This is a genomic window from uncultured Pseudoflavonifractor sp. (genome assembly GCF_944387805.1).
GTDB lineage: Bacteria > Bacillota > Clostridia > Oscillospirales > Oscillospiraceae > Pseudoflavonifractor.
Genome location: NZ_CALXGI010000044.1, coordinates 1 through 21412, shown reverse-complemented (window position 1 = coordinate 21412; position 21412 = coordinate 1). Strand labels below are relative to the sequence as shown.

Below are 21412 nucleotides of genomic sequence, written 5' to 3'. Positions count from 1 at the left end.
CCGGGCAATCTTCGGCGCATCCACTTCCAGCAGCGTGACGCTGGGATTCAGCTCTTCCTTCCGTACAATCTTTGCCAAAATAGTTCCCTCATTTCACTTTCTCAGATGATGTACCGCGCCCCGGGGCGCAGTACGGATATCCCACAGAAGAGTGGAATGTCCCCTCCCCCGCGGGGATAGCCGCCGTATTTCAGGGCTGAACCAGCACGATGCCCAGCCGCTTGGCCGCGGCCTCAGCCTCAGCCAGGGAGGGGCTGGCGTCCCGCAGGACCAGACGCCCGCCGCCACGGTTCAGGGTATCCACCATGCAGGTCATCTCATCGGTGGTGATGGTGATGCGCTGAATGGACTGCTCGGTCCCCTCCACGATCTCCACCTCAATGCCGTCATCCCGGGTCATCTGGACGGCCTTGTTATACATCTGATAGTCGGCGGTGGATGCCCCGTACACCGCGCCCATCAGCACGCCGGGGATGTTGATGGAGCGGCGTGCGAACAGCTCGGGGTAGAGCTCCACCCGGACCTTCTTGATCTTGCCCTTGGCCAGCTCGTGGCAGATGCGGGCGGCGTTGGTGGGGCTGCCCACAGCCTGGCTGCTGCCGCCCACCACGGCGTCGCCCAGGGTATGGAGAATATCGGCGGCGCCGGTGGCCAGGGCCTTGGCCTTCTTGGCAGCCTTATCCATGGTCTCGGCCATCTTCTTGGCCTCGGCGTCCTTGACCTCCTGGCGGACCAGGGCCTCCACAGCAGGCTTGCGCTTGAAGAAGGGCTCCATGTACTCCACCACGGTAGGAACAATGTAGTGGCCGGACTCCACATGGACCTCGGCGGCCATGGCCAGCATCACATCGAAGGGCACGTTGACGGTCATATCCACCTTCATGCACAGCCGGCCGGCATACATACCCATCAGAATAGCGCCGCCCACGTGGGTGGTGCACAGGGCGGGCACCAGTACGCGGGGAGTGCAGGGCACGGCGATGGTGGGAGACAGGGCCAGAACCATGGCCTTCTCCATCTGCTCGGGGGTGCCGCCGCCCAGAGCCACGGTGGCGGCGGCGATGCAGGCGGAGCCAGCGCCGAAGCCCTCCATGTTGCAGCCGGTGGTGACCTTACCCACGCGGAACATGCTGCCGATCTTCAAAATGAGAGCGGCGATTTCGGCAACGGTCTTTTCGTCGTAGCCGTGGACCATCATGGTCTTGATAAAGCCGGAGTAGGGGCAGGAGTCGCCGGTACCGGCGCAGGGACGCAGGCCGATGCAGTGGTTGCCCACCTGGGCGCCCAGGGTGTAGAGCAGGGCGTCGTCCAGGAAGGAGTCCTCAAAGCACTTGGGGCCGGGCTGGGCGGCCAGCTGAGAGGCCACGGTGCCCAGCAGGATGCTCTCGCCGTCCTTCACGCCGATCTCCACAGCCTTCAGGTTGTGGGCGTACTCGTTCATAATCCCGGTGAGAATCTCCTCCCGGCTCAGTCCGGTGCGCAGCTCGGTCTCCAGCAGGACCACGTCCACCACGCGGGCGTCGTACTCCTTGGCGACGGCAATCATCTCGCTGACGGTCAGGGGCATTTTTTCCTGAATGGCAGCTCTAATATCAGACATAGGCGTAATCTCCTTTTATCTCCCCGCAGGGCCGTTGCTTTTTTGGAATATAAAAAGATGCGGCGGTCCGGCGCGCCGGGCCGGGAAAACGCTCCGCCGGACGCACCGGAACCGCCGCATACTCAGGGGGACTGCTTCAGGTTGCCGGTTAGATTATTTCACAACGCGGCCGGTGGCGTAGTTGGCCTCGATGGCGCGGATCTCGGGCAGGCCCACGATCTCGTTGAACTGAGCGAAGGGGATCATGGTGTCCATGAGGGTGGCGGTGGTGTCGTCCCGGCGCATGCCCTCCCACAGGTCCACCATGGCCTTGGTGGTGACATAGACGGAGGCGGTGGGATAGATGATCAGGTTATAGCCAAACTCAGACAGCTTGGCGTTGGTGAACATGGGGGTGCGGCCGCCCTCCACCATGTTGGCCAGGGTGAGCACGCCGGGCAGCTCACTGTTGATGCGGCGCATCTCCTCCTCGGACTCGGGGGACTCCACGAACAGGATGTCGGCGCCAGCCTCCTTATAGGCATGAGCGCGCTCCAGAGCCTCCTCAATGCCAAAGACGGTGCGGGCGTCGGTACGGGCCATGATCATCATGTCGCCCTGACGGGTGTCCACGGCGGCCTTGATCTTGCCCACCATCTCCTCCTTGGAGATGACCTCACGGCCCACCATATGGCCGCACTTTTTGGGCATAACCTGGTCCTCCAGCTGGATGACGGCCACGCCGGCCTTCTCATACTCGCGGACAGTACGCATCACGTTGACTGCATTGCCGAAGCCGGTGTCGGCGTCGGCGATGACGGGCACACCGGCGGCCTCCACCATGTTGCCGGCCCGCATGACCATCTCGCTCATGGTCATCAGGCCCACGTCGGGCTTGCCCAGGTGGCTGGCGGACTGGCCGTAGCCGGTCATGTACACGGCGTCAAAGCCCAGCTTGCCGATGATCTTGCCGGTCAGCATGTCGTGGGCGCCGGGGGCGACGATGGTCTTCTTTGCGGCAAACAGCTCGCGGATTTTAGTAGCTCCGTTCATGTTGATTCACTCCAAATCTAAAGATTGGCTTTAAGCCTGTTTGACATATTCCTTGAGGAAGCTCAGGGCGGCGTCGGGGTAGTGCTTGCCCAGCACGCCCATGGCGTAGAGCAGGTAGCTCCGGTCCAGAATAATCTTGGGGGGATTGAGGGGCAGCAGGGAGATGCCCGGGTTTTCAAAGCAGCGCTCCACCAGTTTCACGGCTTTCTCTTTGTCCGAATGGACGAAGATACCGCCCACACAGAGCACCTTCTCCACGTTCCGCAGATCCCGGCCCATGGCGGCGCCTGCCATGATGCCCATGACCGGGTCAGCCGCCTCAGCGTAGTGGCCGGCGTGCCGGCGCAGAGCGGTGGAGATGGCGCAGGTAGCCATGGCGCGCTCCATGGACTGCTCCTTTTCGCCCTGGGGGATGTACTCGGGGTGGGCCTCCAGCTTGGCGGCAAAGGCCAGCACTTCGTCGGGGGTGGCGCCGCAGTCCAGGTCCATGGCCCGGATGATGGCGTTGGGCCCTACCGCCTCCGGGATGCCCGTGGCGCTGACCCGCAGCCCCAGGTTGCCCTCCACAGTGCGGTAGGAAAACTGCTTTTCGTTGTTGATAACCAGGCCCCGCTCCTCAATGGCCAGCTTCTCCAGCTCGGGGAGGGCGGAGTGGATATCCGTGGTGGCGCCGCCCAGGTCGATGAGGATCAGGGAGCCGATGCCGTCCTGGTCGTAGGTGCCCCGGGCCAGCAGCTCGCTGGCCAGCAGCACCGCGCCCGGCGTGGGTACCACGGTGGTGTCGGCCAGGCTGTCCCGGAACTCCAGCAGGCCCTTTGCCCGGGTAATCTGCTTGATAAACTCCTCGTGAATGGCCTCGCGGGCCGGCTTCACATTGAGGTCGTGGATGGTGGGCATGATGTTGGGCACCCGGACATACCGGATTCCGTTGCGGTCGAACATCTCTGCCACGGGCATCTGGGCGTATTTGTTGCACGCCACAATGACGGTGGCTTTGCTGTGGAGGGAGCAGATCATCTCTGCGTTCTCCATGGCGCAGCTCTCATCGCCGCCGTCGGTGCCGCCGGAGAGGAGGATAATGTCGGGGTTAATCTCCATGAGGACTTCCTTCCGGTAATCCAGAGGCTCCTCGGAAGAGACCACCTGCATCACCCGGGCGCCGGCGGTCATAGCCACCTCCTTGGCTGCCTTGGCGGTGACCCGGGGCATGTAGCCCAGCGCCACCATCCGCAGCCCGCCGGCGGCGGAGCAGGAGCTGTACCGCTTGCACAGCGGGTCAAACTCCACCCCCTGGGCCTTGATGGCCGCCTCGGCCTTGCCCGAGCCTTCCATAATATTGTGAAGGGTGGTAGGCGACTGTCCCCGGCCCAGGAAGGTGAACTTCCCGCGGTCCAGCCGGAAGGCGCAGGCCTTGGTGTAGGTGCTGCCTACATCAAATACAATAATATTTGCAAGCATATTCTGCATCCTTTTCACTCCCCACCCTGCGGCCACAGCGCCGGGCGGGAGCGGGAGAATCAATCCTGATACTTGGCCTTTTCCAGCAGGGCATAGCCCTCCATCAGACGGCGGGCAGTGCGGACGATGGCTGCCTTCTTGACGTTATTGTTCGCATCCACCTCGGAGTAGCAGGGAATCACGCCGGCAGGATGGCCGATGCGGACCAGCTCAGGGGGATTGTCGTTGTGCAGGACCTGGTTGACCAGGGTGCCCTTGATCTTGGCGGCCACGCCGGTGCAGACGGTGGCGGTGCCGGCATAGGTCTTATGCAGCACCTGCATGAACATCAGGCGGGAGACCAGATCCACATCTTCCTTCTTGATGGTCTTGTCCTCGGGAGGATAGTAGTAATCCTGGGCCTCGGTGATAAAGGCCACCATGGGGAAGGCGGGGGAGTTCTTGGTGGCGTCCTCCAGGTCCTTGGCCATGCCGCACTTGACGCAGGCGATGCCGCGGATCTCCTCCAGGTACTTCAGCAGCTCTTCATTGCCGTCGATCTCCTGCTGATCCTCCGTGCCCTTCATGCCCACGCTCTCAGCCCGGACAAAGATTACGGGGTTGGCGCAGTCCACGATAGAGGCCTCGATGGGGCCGCGGCTGGTCTCAATGATATCCACCACGTTGCCGGTGGGCAGCAGTTTGCCGGTGGCGGCGCCGGCAGTGCCGGACATGTCCATCTGAATGGGGGCGGCGGTGCCGGGCACGCCGGCAATCTCCGCGTCGCCGGTGACCTTTGCCTTGCCGTGCTCCACCATGACGTAGGACTTCATCAGCTTCTGGGTGTTGGTCTGCCAGATGGTGACCTCGTTGAGGCCCTCATGGCAGCGGACGATGGACTCGTCGATGGCGAAGGGAGCCACGCCGGAGGAGATGTTGCCGCAGTTGCCGTTCCAGTCCACCTTGGCGTCGGTGATGGACACCTGGGCAAAGGTGTAGTCCACATCGGCGCCGGGCACAGAGCCGGGCCCGATAATGGCCAGCTTGCTGGTCAGGGGGTCTGCGCCGGCCAGGCCGTCGATCTGCCGCTTGTCAGGAGAGCCGAAGATGCCGAGGATGAGCTTGTCACGCTCTGGGCCGGGCGCGGGCAGGTCGTTCTCCTTCAGGAAAATGCCCTTGCTGGTGCCGGCGCGCATAATCACGCAAGGGATTCTGAACTGATCCATGGATGATTACCTCCTAATAAGGCTTTTTCACTGCACTGCCGCTCCCCCGGCGGAAACCCGCCCGCCGGGGGAAGCGGAAGGCTTACTTCTGCTTTTCTTCGATGAGCCTGGTGATCGTCTCAAGGCACTGCTCAGGAGTGGAGTCGGGGCCGAAGAAGGCGTCCACGCCCATGAAGCCCACGCCTTCCTTGGCAATCTTGTCCTCGTAGTACTTGTGCTCCTCTTCCTTCTCGGCGATACGGCCGCCGGCCCACACAACCACCTTGTCCCGGATGCCCAGTTCCTTCAGGCGGGCGCTCACGCGGGGGAACAGGGTGACGCCCAGGCCCAGCAGGTTGCTCACGCCTACGGCGTCGGCCTTGACCTCGGCGGCCACCTCAGCCACCGTCTCGGGCAGGTTCATGCCCCGCAGGTAGATAACCTCAAAGCCGGCGTCCTGGAAGGTCTCCCGGATGGTGTTGATACCGTTGACGTGGGCGTCGGCTCCCACGGTAGCCAGGACGATCTTCTCCTTGCGCGTGGGGGGCTTGTCAACGTGGACGGTGACATGCTCCTTGGTGATGGGGCAGCGGGTGGGGTCAACGCCCAGGGGGGTGTAACCCTCCACATAGCGGGTGATGCCGTCGGGGTCGCGGTTGGTCTTGACAAAACGCTTCAGGTCCCAGCCGCCGGCGCGGGGTGTGTCCATCTTGCCGCTCTTGCCGCCGTCCACGATGAGGTCGATGAGCTCCTCGTCGGTCCATTGGCGCCAGAAATCCTCGGTCAGGCAGCCGGGCTTCAGGCTGCGGCTGGGCAGGTGGAGCACTGCCTCCAGCACGGCGAAGGCCTCATCCATCATCATGTTCTCGTACTCGTCAATCTTGGGGGACTCAATGCCCGGGTTGTAGGTGCGGCGGAACACGTCCTCGCTGGCCCAGATGGCCTGGCCCATGGACTCGCCGGTGGGGATGCCCACGCTCTCGGCAGCCTTGGGGCGGTAGAAGTTGGCGCCGCCCAGCTTGGCGGAGATGGCCATGCGGGCAAAGTGGGCCTGCTCGGCCACCAGGTTGCCCGGCGGGTTCTGGAAGGTCTCAGGAACTACGATAAGGCTCTTGGAGAGCATATTGTGGCGGAAGGCCCGCATGATGGCCAGGTCACGGTACAGATTGTTGCCGCCCACGTTCATCTGAATGCCGCTGAGCTCCCAGGGCAGACCGCCGTGGACTGCCAGGCCCTCGGCCAGCAGGCACATGGCGATGGCCATGCCGTCGGTGCCGCCGATGTTGTTGATATGCTTGTGGGTGTCCAGCTGGGCAAAGATCTTGTTCTCGCCGCAGATCTGGATGGCTTTATAGCCGTTGACCACCTTGGTGCGGAAGTCGTGAATGCCGCGGCCGCCGAAGTGGACGTGGATGACAGGGCCGATATCCGTGCCGTCAAAGCCGGCGATCAGGGCGTTGAGGATGTTGATGTGAGCGGTATCGCCGGTGGCGTTGATACGCACGGGGTGCTTGGCGCCGCCGCCCATCTGGATGAACTCGCGCTCGCCCTTGGGGGTGATGCCGCCCTTGCCCCGGGATTGCTCGATGAGCTCCCGGCCCTTCAGGGGATCGATGTGGCGGGTGGCCTCGGAGTGAACGAAGTGGAAGACGGTGTCGTCGTACATCTCGGCGTACTTGTACATCTCGCAGGACTCTTTCCAGGTCTCCTCAGCGGTGTTGCGGCCCAGAATGGGGTTCAGGCAGGGCACGCCGGTCTCCAGCGCCTTCTGGCCCAGCTCATAGATGCGGTAGCCGCTGCGGACAACGCCGGCCACCTCCCGGGGGTAGGGGGCCGGCAGGCCCACCACTTCGCCGTTCTCGTCCAGGTCGGGCATCTCAACGCCGAAGCAGTCGGCGTAGGCGCGGATGGTCTCGATATCTTCCTTGATAATCTTTTTTGTTCTCTCCTGCGGGTCTTTCATTACAATATCACCTTGTTTCCCGATTTTCGATTCTCTTACTCTGCACTCTATGGCGCCGGCCCCGCCCCACCTGCGGGCAGGGCCGGTTGGGTTTGATATTAGCCCTCGATTCCCAGCTCGGCCCGGACACGGGGGATCAGGCCGCCGTACTCCAGGGTCCTGCGCACGTTCTCGGACAGGGGGCTGAACTGCTTGACCTCACCATTGACGGTGACGGTGCCCTTCTCCAGATCGGCCTCGATGACGTCGCCGGTCTTCAGGCCGTCCGCCACATCGGCCACCCACACAGGCATGCCGATGTTGATGGCGTTGCGCCGGAAGATGCGGGCAAAGCCCTTGGCGATGACCAGGGCCACGCCCACCTGCTTGAGGGCGATGGGGGCCTGCTCGCGGGAGGAGCCGCAGCCGAAGTTGCGTCCGGCCACGATAATGTCCCCAGGCTGAAATACAGACTTAAAGTCCAGGCCGGCCAGGCCGGCCATGGCGAACTTGCCCAGCTGATCCATGGGCTCAGCCATAGCGTATCCGGGGAGAATCTGATCGGTGTCCACATCGTCGCCCAGGACGATGACTCTGCCCTTAATGGTATTCATGTCAGTCCTCCACCTCCGGAACGGTGATTTTGCCCGCCAGGGCAGTGGCCGCAGCGGTGGCGGGAGAGGCCAGGTAGATGTTGGCCTTCATGCTGCCCATGCGGCCGGGGAAGTTGCGGTTGGTGGTGGAGACCACCACGTCCCGCTCGCTGGTCAGGCCCTCGTGGGCGCCGAAGCAGGGGCCGCAGCCGGGGTTGAGCACCGTGGCGCCGGCGTCCCGGATAATCTTGCACCAGCCCCGCTTTTCCATCTCGTCCAGCACGTCCTTGGAGGCGGGGACGATAAGGGTGTTCACGTCGGGGTGGACCTTCCTGCCCGCAAAGGCCTTGGCCACCTGCTCCATATCGTTGATGCGGCCGTTGGTGCAGGAGCCCACAACCACCTGGGTGACGGGCGTTCCGGCGACCTCGCGGACGGGGACCACATTGGCGGGCGAGAAGGGCCGGGCAATCTGGGGCTCCAGCCTGCTCAGGTCCACCTCCCGCACCTCGGCGGTGTCCGGCTCCAGGGCGGTGGTGCCGAAGAGGGTGATCATGCTGCCGATCTCAATGCCCATGTTGCACACGGTCATCCGCTCGGCAACGGAGAAGTCCTCAATGCCCTCGCCGGTGAAGAGGAGTGCCTTGTCCACCAAGTAGTCGGTACCAAATACGCTGCCCAGGTACAGGATAAGGTCCTTGCCGAACACGTTGGCGGGTTTCCTGCCGGTCAGGTGGATCTGGACCACCTGGGGGACCTCCAGGTCCAGCTTGCCGGTGGCCATGGCGGCGGCAAGCTCGGTGGAGCCCACGCCCACGCCCAGGACGCCATAGCCGCCGCAGGTGCCGGTATGGGAGTCCGCAATGGCGATAAGGTCGCCGGGGTTGGCCCGGTGCTTCTCATACATCAGCTGGTGGATGACGCCCTCGCCCCGCTGGTAGAGATGGACGCCAAACTCCTTGGCAAAGTCGTCCATGGCCCACACGCTGTTGCGGGCCTTCTCGCTGGCGGCGGGGTAGATATGGTCCACAATCAGGACCACCCGATCGGGGTCAAAGACCTTTTTGACCCCGATTTCCCGGAACATCCTGATGGCAATGGGAGCGGTCACGTCGTGGGCCGCCACGTAGCTCACCCGGCAGGACAGGTCGTCCCCGGCGTGGGCCTCTTCCACTCCGGCAGCTCTGGCAAGGTATTTTTCAATGCAGTTCATGGAAAAACCTCCGTGCTTATTTCTTATAGAGCTCCCGCATGATGTCCAGGTGCTGGATGGGCAGCTTGCCGAAGCGGATATTCAGCGCGTTCTCCACAGCGTCCGCAGTGGCGGGAATGGTGGGGATCAGGGCGGGCTCGCCCACGCCCTTGGCGCCGAAGGGGCCGGTCTCGCCGGTGCCGCTCTCCACCACGATGGGGTAGATCTCGGGCACGTCCATAGCGGTGGCCAGCAGGTACTTGGAGAACACGGGGTTGGTAATTCTGCCGTTCTTGGTCTCAATCTTCTCCAGCAGGGCGAAGCCGATGCCCATGGCCACGCCGCCCTCGATCTGGCCCTCAACGGCCTGCTTGTTGACGGCGGTGCCCACGTCGTGGGCGGAAATGACGTTGAGCACGTCCACCAGGCCGGTCTCCACGTCTACCTCCAGGTCCACAATGGTGGCGGCATAGGAGTATACCTCGAAGGGGATGCCGAACATGGTGTCGGCGGACAGGCCGGTGGTCTTGGGGTTATAGGAGCCGCAGCCCAGAGCCAGCTTGCCCAGGCGCTTCATCTCGCCCATGAGCTCCATATAGGACATCTTTACGCTCTCATCGTCGGCAGAATAGATCGCGCGGTGCCGGAAAATCAGCTTCTCCTCAGGGACGTTGAGGAACTTGGAGGCCACCTCGGCCAGGGTCTTTTTGGCCATCCGGGCGGCCAGCATGGTGGCGGAGCCGGAGATAAAGGTCTGGCGGCTGGCGGAAGTTGCGCCGCCCTCAGGGGTAACCTCAGTGTTGGCGAAGGTAACATGGATATCCTCGTACTCCAGGCCCAGCTCCTCGGCGGCAATCTGGGCCATGGCGGAGGTGGAGCCCTGGCCGATATCGGCGCAGCCCACCATCAGGTTGACGCTGGCGTCGGGCAGGACCTCGATGAAGGCGCCGGCGGGGTTGGGCAGGCCGGTGTTGCCGATGCCGTAGTACATGCAGCCGTAGCCGCGGCCCCGGCGCTTGTTGGGGGCGGTGGGCACGCAGGGCGGCAGAACCTCCTTGGCCTTCTGCTGCACGGCCTCCAGGCACTGGAGGAAGCCCACGTCCTCTCCCAGGGTCTGACCGGTGGGGGTGACGGTGCCGGGCCGGTGGGCGTTGATCTTGCGGATCTCAATGGGGTCCATGTTCAGGGCCTTGGCCAGGGCGTTCATCTGGCCCTCATGGGCCACGGCCACCTGGGGCACGCCGAAGCCGCGGAAGGCGCCGGCCATGGGGTTGTTGGTGTAATAGAAGGTGGCGTCAATGCGGACATTCGGCACCTCGTAGGGGCCGGCGGCGTGCACCACGGCGCGGGTGATAACGGCGGGGCCGTAGGAGGCGTAGGCGCCGCTGTCGCTGAGCAGCGTCGCCTGCACCGCTACCAGCTTGCCGTCCTTGGTGGCGCCGGTCTTGTAGTGCATCTTGAAGGGGTGGCGCTTGGAGGAGACCATGGTGGACTCCTGGCGGCTGCGGACCATCTTCACCGGGCGGCCGGTGTAGTATGCCAGCAGGGCCAGGTGGCACTGGACGGAGATGTCCAGCTTGCCGCCGAAGCCGCCGCCGGTGGTAACCTGGACGGCTACCACCCTGTTCTGGGGGAAGCCCAGCATGGTGGCGATTTCGCCCCGGTCAAAATGAGGGTTCTGGGTGGAGCTGTACACGGTAACAATGCCGTTTTCATAGGTGGCGATGCCGGCGTCCGGCTCGATGAACATGTGGGAGAGCATGGGGGTCTCATAGTCGTTCTCGATGATGATGTCGCACTTGTCCCAGGCCTCGTCCACATTGCCGTGCTCCAGGTGCTTCTTCTGGTGAATGTTGTTGACCGTGCCGTGGACAATGGGGGCATCCGGCGCGGCGGCATCCTCAATGCTCAGAACGGGCTTGTACTCCTCGTACTCCACCTTGATGGCGTCCAGGGCCTCCTGCACCAGCTCGGGGGTCTCGGCGGCCACCACGGCAATGGCGTCGCCGTAGCGGCGGATCTTGTCGTCCACCAGCACGGGCTCGTCCTTCAGGATGATGCCGATACGGTTCTTGCCGGGAATGTCCTTATAGGTGCGCACAGTCACCACGCCGGGGATGGCCAGCGCGGCGGACGCGTCAAAGCTCTTTACCACGCCATGGCAGATAGTGCTGCGGAACACACCGCCATAGAGCATGTTGGGCATCTCCATGTCGGCGGCAAACTTGGCCTTGCCCGTGATCTTCTCCATGGTGTCTTTCTTGATGACGCTCTTGCCCAGAACGGAGTACTCATGCTTGTTGGCGGCGGAGACGATCAGGTTGCTCTTCTCCTTTACAGCGGTCTCAGGTTTCATGCCTCGGTGCCTCCCTTCGCGTCTCGGGCCATCTCCACGGCCTTCACAATCTTGGTGTAGCCAGTGCAGCGGCAGAGGTTGCCGGACATGGCGCGCTGAATTTCAGCCTTGGTGGCGTGGGGGTTCTTGTCCAGCAGGGCCTTGGCGGAGAGGACCATACCAGGGGTGCAGTAGCCGCACTGGACGGCGCCGGCGTCCACAAAGGCCTGCTGAATCACGTCCAGGCTGCCGTCCTCCTTGGTCACGCCCTCCAGGGTGACGACGCTGCCGCCGTCCACCTGGCCGGCCAGCATCAGGCAGGAGGTGACGGCGTTGCCGTTGTAGATGACGGTGCAGGCGCCGCACTCTCCCTCGCCGCAGCCTTCCTTCACGCTGGTCATGCCCATGTCCTCCCGCAGGAAGTCCACCAGGCGCTTATTGGGATCGGCCATGACCGAGACGTCCTGGCCGTTCAGGTTAAAATGAATACAAATCTGTTCCATCATTCGGATACCTCCTGCTCAGGCCAGGCCCAGCTGGCTGAGAATCTGGTCATAGCACCGGCGGGCTGCGCCCCGGACGCCCTCGCGCTTGTAGACCACCGAGGGACGGGTGGGAATGGCAGCCTGGACGGCGTCGGTAAAGGCGGGCAGCGTATCATACAGCACACTCGCCTCCAGCTGCTTGCCCTTGAGCAGCGCCTCCAGCTCGGGGGAGCGCATGGGATGCTTGCTCACTGCGCCCAGCACAACCCGGCAGTCCTCTACCTTGTTGTCGGCTGTGCGCTTAACATAGATGCAGACAGCCAGCACCACGATGGCCAGGGATTTCCGCTTGCCAATCTTGAAGTAGCCCACCGCCTCATCGGGACCGAGGGCGGGGAAGCGGGCCTCAATCATCAGTTCATCAGGCCGGATAGCGCAGTTACCGGGGCCCTTGTTAAAGTCCTCCAGCGTCATGATGCGGTCGCCTTTGGCGCTGCGCAGCACCACGGAGGCGCCGTAGGTCAGCAGAGTCGTGGGGGAGTCGCCGGCCACCGAGGCGTTGACCACGTTGCCGCCGATGGTGCCCAGATTCCGAATCTGGGGAGAGCCCACATGGATGGCGGTCTCATACAGGGCGGGCAGCTTCTCCTTCACATAGGGGTTATTCTCCAGGTCGGTGAAGGTGGTGAGGGCTCCGATTTTCACCATACCGTCCTCTTCCTTCACATAGCGCAGCTCGTCCAGCTTGCTGATGCTGATGACGTGCTCGGGGGTCTTGCGGCGCTCGTTAAGCTCGATGACAACGTCAGTGCCGCCGGCGACCACAGCGCAGCTGTTCTGATATTTGTCCAGCATTTCCACAGCTTCAGCCACTGTGGTAGGGGCGTGATAAGTAAAGGGCTTCATTGGTCTCAGGCTCCTTTCTGTGAATCGGCCTCACCGTGAATTTTGGCGCCGGTCAGGTCCTCCCAGACCTTGACCACAGAGGACATATCCTCCCGGCCCTGGCCCTTGGCCCGGGCCATCTCGTACACCTGGACGGCGGCGGCGGTCATGGGCAGGGGGACCTTCTCGTCCCGGGAGGCCTCCAGGGCCAGGCCCAGGTCCTTATACTGCAGATCAACCGCAAAACCGCCGTTGAACTGTCCGGCCATGATGAACTTCTCCAGCTTGGCGTCCAGGGCGTAGCTGCGTCCGGAGGACACGGAGATGACCTCCTTCATGGTCTCCACGGACAGGCCGCACTTCACGCCCAGGGTCAGGGCCTCGGCCAGGGCGGCCATGTTGCAGCCCAGCAGCAGGTTGTTGACCATCTTGATGGCGTCGCCGCCGCCGGCCTCGCCAACGTGGTAGATGTTCTTGCCCAGCACGTCGAAGATGGGCTTGACCTTGTTGAAGGTCTCGTCGTCAGCGCCAACCATGATGGTCAGGGTGCCGGCAGCAGCGCCGGACACGCCGCCGCTGACGGGGGCGTCGATGTAGTGGATGCCCTTCTCGGCGGCCTTTTTGGCCATACCCTTGGTGGTGTTGGGGGCCACAGAGCTCATGTCAATGATGATGGTGCCCTCCTTGCAGTTTTCAAACACACCGTTCTTACCGCACATGGTGCCTTCCACGATCTTGGCGTTGGGCAGAGAGCAGATGATGACATCCACATAGCCGGCCATCTCCCCGGCGGAAGTGTGGCCGACAGCGCCCTTGCTCACCATTTCCTGCACAGCGGCTTCCACTACGTCAAAGGCGTGGACCTCATAGCCGGCCGTCAGCAGGTTGGTCGCCATGGGACGCCCCATTGCGCCCAGACCGATGAAACCAATCTTCATTTGCATGCACTCCATTTCTATTTCGATTTTTGTTTCCCTCTGTTTCGTTCAATCATATGCTCAGACCGTTGGGAACGATGGCTCCACAGTCTAAAACCGGACTCTGCCGGTGGAACCGGCATTCTCAACGGCCTGAACCGATGTTATCTCTCATATTCAATTCCGTCATTCTGTCTTGAATTTCACCTTGGAAAAGGCCCCCGACCAGCTCCATCGGGTCGGTCGGGGGCCTTACTCAAGTTTTTTCTGATGCGCTGTGCGGCTTAGTGCAGGCCATCCTCACACTTGGCCTCGGACTTCTGCAGGCCGCCGATACGGCCAACGCCGTTCACAGTGGCGTGGGGACGTCCGCCGTCGGCCAGGACAACGGCCATGACGATCTCGTCAGCCTTGGGAGCGTCGGGGATGCGGACCTCGAAGGAGCCGTAGTGGGTGCGGACGAAAGCGGCATCCTTATAGTGCAGGGAGATGTCCAGGGAAGCGCCGACGCCGCCGACCTTCTCGTTGGAGGGGATGATGGACTTGCCGCCGCCGATGGCCGCGCGGATGGGCTTGCCGGCCTTGGGGTGCAGCATAGCAGAGGAATGCTCCAGCTCGCCGTCAGTGCCCACGATGCAGCCCTTGCCGTAGGTCTCCACGTTCTCAGCGCCCAGCAGCTCGGCGCCCTTGCGGGCCAGCAGATCGCCCAGATACTCACCGTACTCGGTCAGCTCGCTCAGATCCTCCTGCCACTTGCCGGCATAGGGGTTCTTGATAACAGCAGCCACGGAGACGGTCTTAATGGACTTCTTGCCGCCGTTCTCGATGGGCATATCAGCGCCGCCCTCATAGAACACCTCTTCCAGGTTGGTTACGATCTTGCGGATTTTGGGCTCTTTCATGGCAATGCACTCCTTAATATAAATATTATTCGGGATTTTTCATGATATTTGGCCCTTTCAGGATACCCTGGGGGTCGAAAAGGGTGGTCATTCCCTGCACCGTGGCCACGCAGGCCAGCAGGCCGCCCTTCTCATACTGTTTTCTGGCTTCGGCCACCACCTGGCTCAGCGCCATACGCTTCTCTTCCTCTGTCAGCGGACCCACGCCCGTCACGACCCGAAGGTCTGCAATATCGCTGTCCGGGTCCACCTCTGCCGCCAGGCAGGTTTGGACTGCGGGCGAGTCGATATAGGAGCGGTCAGCCAGCAGGGTTGCCAGCGCATCAGCCGTGGCGCAGCGGCTGGAAAAGACTGTGACGCCGCTGGCGATGCCGGTGGTGAGGCTGCGGCCGCCCAGTCCGCTGGTGGCCACACCTCCTACGCCGTGCTCAGGGCGGATACGGACTGCCTGATCCACCCCGCCCGGCCGTGACAGGTCGAACAGGATGCCAAGCCCCAGGCTCTGTCCCGGAGCCAGCCGGATGGCCACGTCTCCGCCATTATTGGCCGTCACTTTGGTTGCGCCCTGGTCCCACAGATAGTCGGCCACGGCGTCAGCCACAGAGCCGGCCACGGCCGCCATGGGGGTGAGCCAGGGATCGCCGGTGGCCAGGACCGCCTGGGCCATAACCCGTCCTGTGCCTGCCAGCGTCTCCAGCTCCACCTGGGGTGGATAGCGCCGCAGCATCTCCAGAACCGGTCTCAGCTCCCGCAGGCATCCGTCGATTACAGGGAAGGCGGAGCGGCACAGCGCTGTGTCACCCTCCCCGCCCCGCTCGGCGGTGACCACCATGGACACGGGACCGTAGTCAAAAAAGACCCGGCCCGGTCCCAGCTCTCTCATCTGCTCATCCATATCCATGGCCGTCATTTACTCGCCAATCTCCTTACGGAGTTCGTCGATGGGCTTAATGCAGTTCATGTGGCCGCCGATGGCCTCATAGTCGGCCTTGGTCATGGTGTACTCCACAGGGGCCACAGTAGCGGGAGTAGGTACCCAGGTCACGCCGTGGTTGACCATCTTGCCGGCATCCACGATAAAGTCGATGCCGCCGCCGGGCAGGATGTAGGTGGGGGCGCCGCCGATGGTGAGGACGGCCTTGCCCTCATGGACAGCCTTGGTGATGGCCAGAGGCTTGGAGCAGACGCCGCCGCGGGCGCTGCCGCCGGTGCCGCCGGTGTACATAACGCTGGTCAGGGACTGCTCGCAGTTGTTCATAATGTCGTCTGCCAGAGCAGCGGCCTTCTCGGTCATGGGGATTTCCTTCACGTCGCCGTCGGCCTGGACCTCAAAGAGGGCGCGGATTTCGCCGGTGGTGTTGATCACCAGGATCTGCATGCCGGCGTGAGCGCGGGTCATATCCACGCTCTTGATGGCGTCCCGGGGGGTCTCGATGGTGGTTCCGCCGATGCCGGTGCCGTGCTCGCCGAAGTAACGGCCGCGGGAGGACTTACGGGCATTGGGGACCACGCCGGACCACTCCATACCTACATCTGCGCCGGCCAGGTGCTCGGTGAACAGGCCCACCACATGGTGGTCAATGACGATACACTCGTCAACAGCCTCCTTCATCTTCTTGGCAAACAGGCCCACGGTCGCGCTGCCGCAGCCGATGCGCATCTTGGACTCCTGTACGCCGTTGATGATGGGGGGCTTGCCCAGCTGGACGACAACCTTAATCTTCTTGTTGACAGACAGTTCCACCTGCTCGCCGTTGGCAAGCTCGGTGATGGTGCGGGCCACAATAAAGCCGTCGGGGCCGGTCAGCTTGTTGGCGCCGCCCACGGCGATCATCTTGGAGCCGTACTCCTCGGTGTTGACCATGCCCACCAGCTTGCCGTCACGGTAGACGGGGTCGCCCTCTTCGCCGATGTAGGTGTTGGTATCCATCTTCACCACAACGGCGGAGTAGCTCAGGGGAGCCTCGGTTACCACGGTCACCACTTCCACGCCGTCCCGAACGCCGGAGACAATGTGGGGGGCGGGACGGATGCAGGGGTAATTGGTTCCAGCGCCCACGGCAGTTGTCAGGGGGCCTTCCAGGCGCTTGTCGGGATAGACCACATTGCTGTTGGGGGTCATCTCCAGCTTGCGGTTGCGCACCAGTTCGCCGCCCACATTGGTGTAGCGCTTGCAGGCGCCGGTATGGCCCAGGGGGACGCGGCACTGCACGGAGCAGTGGGAGCAGACGGCGCAGTTCTCGCTCATCTCAGCGGGCTTGGAGATGGCGCCGAATTTACACACGCGGGTGCACACGCCGCACTCGCAGCACTTGTCGGCGTCCACGACCGCCTTGCGCTCCACCACGTGGACCGCGTCCAGAGGGCAGTTCTTCTGGCAGATCATACAGCCCTTGCAGGCTTCCAGGTTCACAATGACCATGTAATGTTGAGCCTCCTCTGTATCATAGGCCTGCCGCCCCATATCCCTCTGCGGGGCGGCAGGCTTGTGTCATTTTTCCGCTTACAGGACCTTGGCGGGACGCTTGCAGGGAGGCGTGTTGCGGCTCTTGGCAGCTTTGACCACGCCGTCCACCATGATGATGCTCAGGCCGGGGATATCGCCGCACTCGAACGCCTCGACGGCGGTGTTGGCCACGGAGCCCATGGGAGCGTCCAGGAAGATAAGGTCAGCCTCGCGGCCCACTTCGATCATGCCGGTGTTCAGCTTGTCATACACCCGGGCGGAGTTGCCGGTGGCCATGCAGATGGCGATCTCGCCGGGAATGCCGGAGATGGAAGCCACCTGGCAGATGTTGCGCAGGATGCCCAGGGGGATGATGCCGGTGCCGGAGGGGGCGTCGTTGCCGAAGATGATGCGGCCCAGCTGGCCCTTCTCCTTGGCGCGGCGGGCGACGTAGTCAGTGACCTTGGGGTTGCCGCACTGGACAATCTCCATGGCGAAGTCGGTCTCGTCCATCAGCTTATCCACCTCGTGCAGGGGGATAGCGGTGGGGCCGCCGTTGATGTGGGAGATGACGTCGGGCTTGGTGGCCATAACCTGGGCGGCAGTGACGGTGGAGGAGCCGGGGATGGAGGTGCCGCCGGTGTGCATCTGCACCTTCATGCCGTACTTGTGGGCCCACTCGACCATGGGAGCGGCGTCCTCAGGCTGCTTCACGCTGCCCAGGCCGATCTCGCCGACGGTCCAGACGCCTTCCTTGGCCATCTCGGCGAAGTCAGCCTCCGTGAGGCCCTTCTCCAGGATGACGCTGCCGCCGTGGACCTTCACGCCGCCGGGCTTCAGGTTGTCAAAGGACTTGTGGGCCAGGATGGCCAGGGCCTTGGTGCCGGCGGGGTCCTTGGGACGGCCGGGGGTGTGGCACTCACCGGCGGAGATGATGGTGGTCACGCCGCCGTGGAGCTCGCCTTCGATGAAGTTGCTGGCGAACTGGCGGTGAGCATAGTCGCCCAGGCTGGTGTGAACATGGGTATCAAACAGGCCGGGAGCAACGGTGGCGCCGGCCGCGTCGATGACGGTGCCCTTCTCCACCTCAGCGGCGATCTCAGCAGTGGAGATAGCAGCCAGAGCGTCGCCGCCGATGGCCTTAATCTTGCCGTCGGCGATCAGGATGGTGTCACCCTCAAGAACAGGCTTGTTGATGTCACCGCTGAGGATGGTGCCGATGTTCTTAATGACTGTCATGCTCATTGCGAAAAACTCCTTTCATCTTTTAGCCGGTGCTGAATCGGCGTTTTACCTCTTTTATGACATGCCGGGGATTGTATTGCTCTACCGCTCCTGCCGGAGCGGGTATCGCCTAAAGAGCAGGGCGGGGGCCCTGATATATCAGCCAGGGCGCCCGTTTTATTGGGCGCCCCGGCTGCGGTTAGTAATATGTAGCCGTCCGGGACGCCGGGAAATCAGACCAGCTTATAGTCGCCTTCCTTGATCCAGCCCCGCTTACGCATGAACTCGGAGAAGAGCAGGGACAGCGCAGCGGGAAGCACGAAGCAGATCAGAACCAGGCCAATCCAGTCCATCGCACCCGGGGCAATGGCGGAAGCGCCGGCATTCAGGGCCGCCTCAGAGGGAGTGAACCAGCCGGTAACAACGCCGATGGGACCCACCAGACCGCTGGTGCCCATACCGGAGGAGATGGGCGAGCCGTTCATCTGCAGGTTGAAGATGCAGGTGGCGATAGGACCGGTCACAGCGGCGGCCAGCGTGGGCGGCAGCCACAGAATCGGCTTGCTCATCAGGTTGGGAACCAGCAGCATGGAGGTGCCCAGGCCGATGGAGACCAGGCCGTTCATCTTGTTCTCACGATAAGTACACACGGCAAAGCCCACCATCTGAGCGCAGCAGCCAGCCACAGCGGCGCCGCCGGCCAGACCGGTCAGGCTCAGCGCCGCGCAGACAGCAGCGGAGCTGATGGGGAGAGTCAGGACGATACCAACAATCACAGACACCAGAATGCCCATGAAGAAGGGCTGCTGCTCGGTGGCCCACATGATGATGGTGCCCAGCCAGGAAGCGAACGCACCAATCGGCGGGGCCAGGAACTGTGCTACCAGGACGCCGCTGATGATGGTGACGGCCGGGGTGACAATCAGGTCCACAGGGGTGCGCTTGGAGACCAATTTACCGAAGAAGATGGCAATCAGGGACACAAAGTAGACGGCAAGCGGTCCACCGGCGCCGCCCAACACATTGGTGGCGTAGCCAACCGTGGCCAGGGAATAGAGAACGTAGGGATCGCACTTGACGGAATAGCCGATGGCCAGAGCCATGGCCGCACCCTGCACGGCGGAGGTCTGGCTGGAGATGTTCATGAGGAACTCGCCGACTATGCCGGGGATAAAGGTGCCGATGGTGTTGATGATCGTGCCGATGAGGAGCGAGGCAAACAAGCCGTGAGCCATGCCGCCCAGAGCCTGAATGCCAATGCGGTTCCAGGAAATCTCAATGTTCTGTTCTTTGAAATACTTCTTGATGCCAGTCAGTTCTTGCTCGTTTTTTTGCTCGATCATTGTGTTGCCTCCCTCTCATGTCAGTTTCAGTGGATAGGGGGATCTGGGGGGTGGGACGGCACGGTGCGCACCGTATCCGCCCCTGTCGCCGGCTGTTATTGAAAAACGCATTTGGGGAATACGTTTCGCAACCAAAAGGGAGTTTCGCAGCAAAGTACACTGCCGGTATGAAATTTTTCAGCTTTTTTACCTGAACGCCTTGCTTTTTACTTTTTATATATTTATAATATAATATAATGTGACAAAATTCCTTTTTTTCATTCTATATCTTTGATATTTTCTTTTTTTAAAAAAAGGAACACCAGAGATAACAGGGCATTTTGAACGAAACCCCCGTCCATCTCATTGCTTATATTATAACATTCTTCCTATGGCATGACAAATACTTTTATGCTTCTAAAAGGCCGATGTTATATATTTTTTATATATATCTTTTGTTCAGTTAGGCAGATTATCCGGGAGTTGATTTGTGCAATGACGCTAAAACAGCTGGAATATTTCCTTGAAATCGCCAAAATGGGCAGCGTAACCCGGGCCGCTCAAAGTCTCAATGTATCACAGCCGCCCGTCAGCCTTCAGCTCAAGCTGCTGGAAGAGGAGCTTGGCTCCCCCCTTTTCACCCGCGATAAGCGCCATCTGGAAATTACGCCGGCCGGAATCCTCCTGCGGGAGCGCACCCAGGCTATCCTCGCCCTGTTAGAAGAGACTTCCAGAGACATTCAGCTCATTTCCCAGGAAAAGCATATGCTCATCCGCATCGCCACCATCGGCTCCATCAACAGCCAGCTCCTTCCGGAGAAGATCGCCCGCTTCTGCAGCGACTATCCCTATGTAAACTTCCAGGTCGTGGAGGGTCCCACAGAATCCGTGCTGGCCGCCCTGCGGGAAAATGAAGTGGACATCGGCTTTGTGCGGGAGCCCTTCAATGTAACCTCCTTCCACGTGGTGCCCATCCGCAATACGGTTCTCCCCCCCGGCGAGGCGGACCACTTCGTGGCGCTGGCCAAACCCTATTTCTTTGACAACAGCGATGGCAGCGCCGTCCCGCTGGAGGATCTGCAGGGTAAGCCGCTGGTAACTCACCGGCGCTACCGGGAGATGCTGGTGACCGCCTGCCGGAAGCACGGCTTCACGCCCCACATTATATGTGAGAACGACGGCATTCAGTCCTCCCTGAGCTGGGCCCAGGCCGGCATCGGCATTGCCATTGCGCCCTATACCTCCGCTATCCTCAATACGGACGCCACACTGGTCATCCGCCACCTGGAGGATTTGAACTTCAGCCCCCGTGCGTGTCTCATCTGGAGCCAAAGCAAAAAGCTTTTTCCCGAAATCACCGCATTTGTCAACCTGTTTTGAGAAGTGCAGCTCAGAAGGACAGGACTTGCCTGTCCATTCCCTCCCGGATGGATTCCTGTGGACGAAGCGGTTTTTTACGCAAGTTTTTTTAAAAATCCTGCAAAAACTATTGACAAATACCGGGGGTAAGACAGTATACTTGTACTAATGTATTGCGCAGGGCCGCGCCGCGCAGTTTTGTCCGGTGGAGGGCGCCCCGAGCAACCGCAGATATATCTCAGCAGCGGCTCCCAGCGGGAGGCCGCGCGACAGATCAGGAGGTAAAACACCATGGATTATGTGAGTCAGGTACTGTCGGACGTCCGGGCCAAGAACCCCCACGAGCCGGAGTTTCTGCAAACCGCCACTGAGGTGCTCAATTCCCTGCGCCCCATTGTTGAGCGCCACCCCGAGTACCAGAAGGCCAAGCTCCTGGAGCGGCTGACTGAGCCCGAGCGGATCATCACCTTCCGTGTGCCCTGGATCGACGACAAGGGCGAGTACCAGATTAACCGGGGCTTCCGCGTCCAGTTCAA

Annotated in this window: 17 protein-coding genes and 1 pseudogene; 2 read left to right on the top strand and 16 right to left on the bottom strand. The window is 61.9% G+C overall.

Annotation, left to right across the window (positions count from 1 at the left end; genetic code table 11):
• Positions 1-190 precede the first annotated feature (190 nt).
• The 16 genes from Q0K06_RS10080 to Q0K06_RS10005 form a co-directional block, all read right to left on the bottom strand.
• Positions 191-1600 carry a serine dehydratase gene (locus Q0K06_RS10080; RefSeq protein ID WP_294551853.1) on the bottom strand — a complete coding sequence of 470 codons (1410 nt, stop codon included), beginning with the start codon at positions 1598-1600 and terminating at the stop codon, positions 191-193.
• A gap of 153 nt (positions 1601-1753) precedes the next feature.
• Positions 1754-2632 (bottom strand): isocitrate lyase/PEP mutase family protein, encoded by an 879-nt coding sequence (locus Q0K06_RS10075; RefSeq protein ID WP_294551850.1) that lies wholly within the window; start codon positions 2630-2632, stop codon positions 1754-1756.
• Positions 2633-2662: 30 nt separating this feature from the next.
• Positions 2663-4090, bottom strand: a complete 1428-nt coding sequence (locus Q0K06_RS10070; RefSeq protein WP_294551847.1) for a glutamate mutase L — start codon at positions 4088-4090, stop codon at positions 2663-2665.
• A gap of 59 nt (positions 4091-4149) precedes the next feature.
• The gene (locus tag Q0K06_RS10065; protein WP_294551844.1) at positions 4150-5295 is read right to left on the bottom strand and encodes a PrpF domain-containing protein; all 1146 of its coding nucleotides are present in this window, start codon (positions 5293-5295) and stop codon (positions 4150-4152) included.
• A gap of 82 nt (positions 5296-5377) precedes the next feature.
• On the bottom strand, positions 5378-7237 hold the full coding sequence (locus tag Q0K06_RS10060) for a cobalamin-dependent protein (RefSeq protein WP_294551841.1): 1860 nt from the start codon (positions 7235-7237) through the stop codon (positions 5378-5380).
• A 98-nt stretch (positions 7238-7335) separates the two neighbouring features.
• Positions 7336-7830: a 3-isopropylmalate dehydratase gene (locus Q0K06_RS10055; RefSeq protein WP_294551839.1), complete on the bottom strand. Its 495-nt coding sequence runs from the start codon at positions 7828-7830 to the stop codon at positions 7336-7338.
• Position 7831: 1 nt separating this feature from the next.
• Positions 7832-9022, bottom strand: coding sequence for an aconitase/3-isopropylmalate dehydratase large subunit family protein (locus Q0K06_RS10050; RefSeq protein WP_294551837.1), 1191 nt, complete (start codon positions 9020-9022; stop codon positions 7832-7834).
• A 16-nt stretch (positions 9023-9038) separates the two neighbouring features.
• On the bottom strand, positions 9039-11357 hold the full coding sequence (locus Q0K06_RS10045; RefSeq protein ID WP_294551835.1) for a xanthine dehydrogenase family protein molybdopterin-binding subunit: 2319 nt from the start codon (positions 11355-11357) through the stop codon (positions 9039-9041).
• Positions 11354-11839 carry a (2Fe-2S)-binding protein gene (locus tag Q0K06_RS10040; RefSeq protein WP_294551856.1) on the bottom strand — a complete coding sequence of 162 codons (486 nt, stop codon included), beginning with the start codon at positions 11837-11839 and terminating at the stop codon, positions 11354-11356. The genes Q0K06_RS10045 and Q0K06_RS10040 overlap by 4 nt, the downstream gene beginning before the upstream one ends.
• An 18-nt stretch (positions 11840-11857) precedes the next feature.
• Positions 11858-12727: a xanthine dehydrogenase family protein subunit M gene (locus Q0K06_RS10035; protein ID WP_294551832.1), complete on the bottom strand. Its 870-nt coding sequence runs from the start codon at positions 12725-12727 to the stop codon at positions 11858-11860.
• 5 nt (positions 12728-12732) lie between these two features.
• Complete coding sequence (locus tag Q0K06_RS10030; protein ID WP_294551830.1) at positions 12733-13659, bottom strand: NAD(P)-dependent oxidoreductase; 927 nt, start codon at positions 13657-13659, stop codon at positions 12733-12735.
• A gap of 248 nt (positions 13660-13907) precedes the next feature.
• Complete coding sequence (locus Q0K06_RS10025; RefSeq protein WP_294551828.1) at positions 13908-14525, bottom strand: amino acid synthesis family protein; 618 nt, start codon at positions 14523-14525, stop codon at positions 13908-13910.
• A 25-nt stretch (positions 14526-14550) separates the two neighbouring features.
• On the bottom strand, positions 14551-15435 hold the full coding sequence (locus Q0K06_RS10020; protein WP_294551827.1) for a hypothetical protein: 885 nt from the start codon (positions 15433-15435) through the stop codon (positions 14551-14553).
• On the bottom strand, positions 15436-16947 hold the full coding sequence (locus Q0K06_RS10015; protein WP_294551825.1) for a 4Fe-4S binding protein: 1512 nt from the start codon (positions 16945-16947) through the stop codon (positions 15436-15438).
• An 81-nt stretch (positions 16948-17028) separates the two neighbouring features.
• The gene (locus Q0K06_RS10010; protein WP_294551823.1) at positions 17029-18216 is read right to left on the bottom strand and encodes an amidohydrolase family protein; all 1188 of its coding nucleotides are present in this window, start codon (positions 18214-18216) and stop codon (positions 17029-17031) included.
• A gap of 212 nt (positions 18217-18428) precedes the next feature.
• Positions 18429-19538 carry a PTS sugar transporter subunit IIC gene (locus tag Q0K06_RS10005; RefSeq protein WP_294551821.1) on the bottom strand — a complete coding sequence of 370 codons (1110 nt, stop codon included), beginning with the start codon at positions 19536-19538 and terminating at the stop codon, positions 18429-18431.
• A gap of 474 nt (positions 19539-20012) precedes the next feature.
• Between Q0K06_RS10005 and Q0K06_RS10000 the strand changes: the two genes are divergently transcribed.
• Complete coding sequence (locus tag Q0K06_RS10000) at positions 20013-20897, top strand: LysR family transcriptional regulator (protein ID WP_294551819.1); 885 nt, start codon at positions 20013-20015, stop codon at positions 20895-20897.
• 270 nt (positions 20898-21167) lie between these two features.
• Positions 21168-21412: pseudogene (locus Q0K06_RS09995) on the top strand (NADP-specific glutamate dehydrogenase); the annotation flags it as partial.

Bases quoted from the DNA above. Each gene is read 5' to 3' on its own strand.
- Q0K06_RS10005 (WP_294551821.1), bottom strand. From the start codon at position 19,538: ATGATCGAGCAAAAAAACGAGCAAGAACTGACTGGCATCAAGAAGTAT.
- Q0K06_RS10055 (WP_294551839.1), bottom strand. From the start codon at position 7,830: ATGAATACCATTAAGGGCAGAGTCATCGTCCTGGGCGACGATGTGGAC.
- Q0K06_RS10025 (WP_294551828.1), bottom strand. From the start codon at position 14,525: ATGAAAGAGCCCAAAATCCGCAAGATCGTAACCAACCTGGAAGAGGTG.
- Q0K06_RS10020 (WP_294551827.1), bottom strand. From the start codon at position 15,435: ATGACGGCCATGGATATGGATGAGCAGATGAGAGAGCTGGGACCGGGC.
- Q0K06_RS10015 (WP_294551825.1), bottom strand. From the start codon at position 16,947: ATGGTCATTGTGAACCTGGAAGCCTGCAAGGGCTGTATGATCTGCCAG.
- Q0K06_RS10070 (WP_294551847.1), bottom strand. From the start codon at position 4,090: ATGCTTGCAAATATTATTGTATTTGATGTAGGCAGCACCTACACCAAG.
- Q0K06_RS10065 (WP_294551844.1), bottom strand. From the start codon at position 5,295: ATGGATCAGTTCAGAATCCCTTGCGTGATTATGCGCGCCGGCACCAGC.
- Q0K06_RS10030 (WP_294551830.1), bottom strand. From the start codon at position 13,659: ATGGAGTGCATGCAAATGAAGATTGGTTTCATCGGTCTGGGCGCAATG.
- Q0K06_RS10060 (WP_294551841.1), bottom strand. From the start codon at position 7,237: ATGAAAGACCCGCAGGAGAGAACAAAAAAGATTATCAAGGAAGATATC.
- Q0K06_RS10045 (WP_294551835.1), bottom strand. From the start codon at position 11,357: ATGAAACCTGAGACCGCTGTAAAGGAGAAGAGCAACCTGATCGTCTCC.
- Q0K06_RS10010 (WP_294551823.1), bottom strand. From the start codon at position 18,216: ATGAGCATGACAGTCATTAAGAACATCGGCACCATCCTCAGCGGTGAC.
- Q0K06_RS10080 (WP_294551853.1), bottom strand. From the start codon at position 1,600: ATGTCTGATATTAGAGCTGCCATTCAGGAAAAAATGCCCCTGACCGTC.
- Q0K06_RS10075 (WP_294551850.1), bottom strand. From the start codon at position 2,632: ATGAACGGAGCTACTAAAATCCGCGAGCTGTTTGCCGCAAAGAAGACC.
- Q0K06_RS10035 (WP_294551832.1), bottom strand. From the start codon at position 12,727: ATGAAGCCCTTTACTTATCACGCCCCTACCACAGTGGCTGAAGCTGTG.
- Q0K06_RS10040 (WP_294551856.1), bottom strand. From the start codon at position 11,839: ATGGAACAGATTTGTATTCATTTTAACCTGAACGGCCAGGACGTCTCG.
- Q0K06_RS10000 (WP_294551819.1), top strand. From the start codon at position 20,013: ATGACGCTAAAACAGCTGGAATATTTCCTTGAAATCGCCAAAATGGGC.
- Q0K06_RS10050 (WP_294551837.1), bottom strand. From the start codon at position 9,022: ATGAACTGCATTGAAAAATACCTTGCCAGAGCTGCCGGAGTGGAAGAG.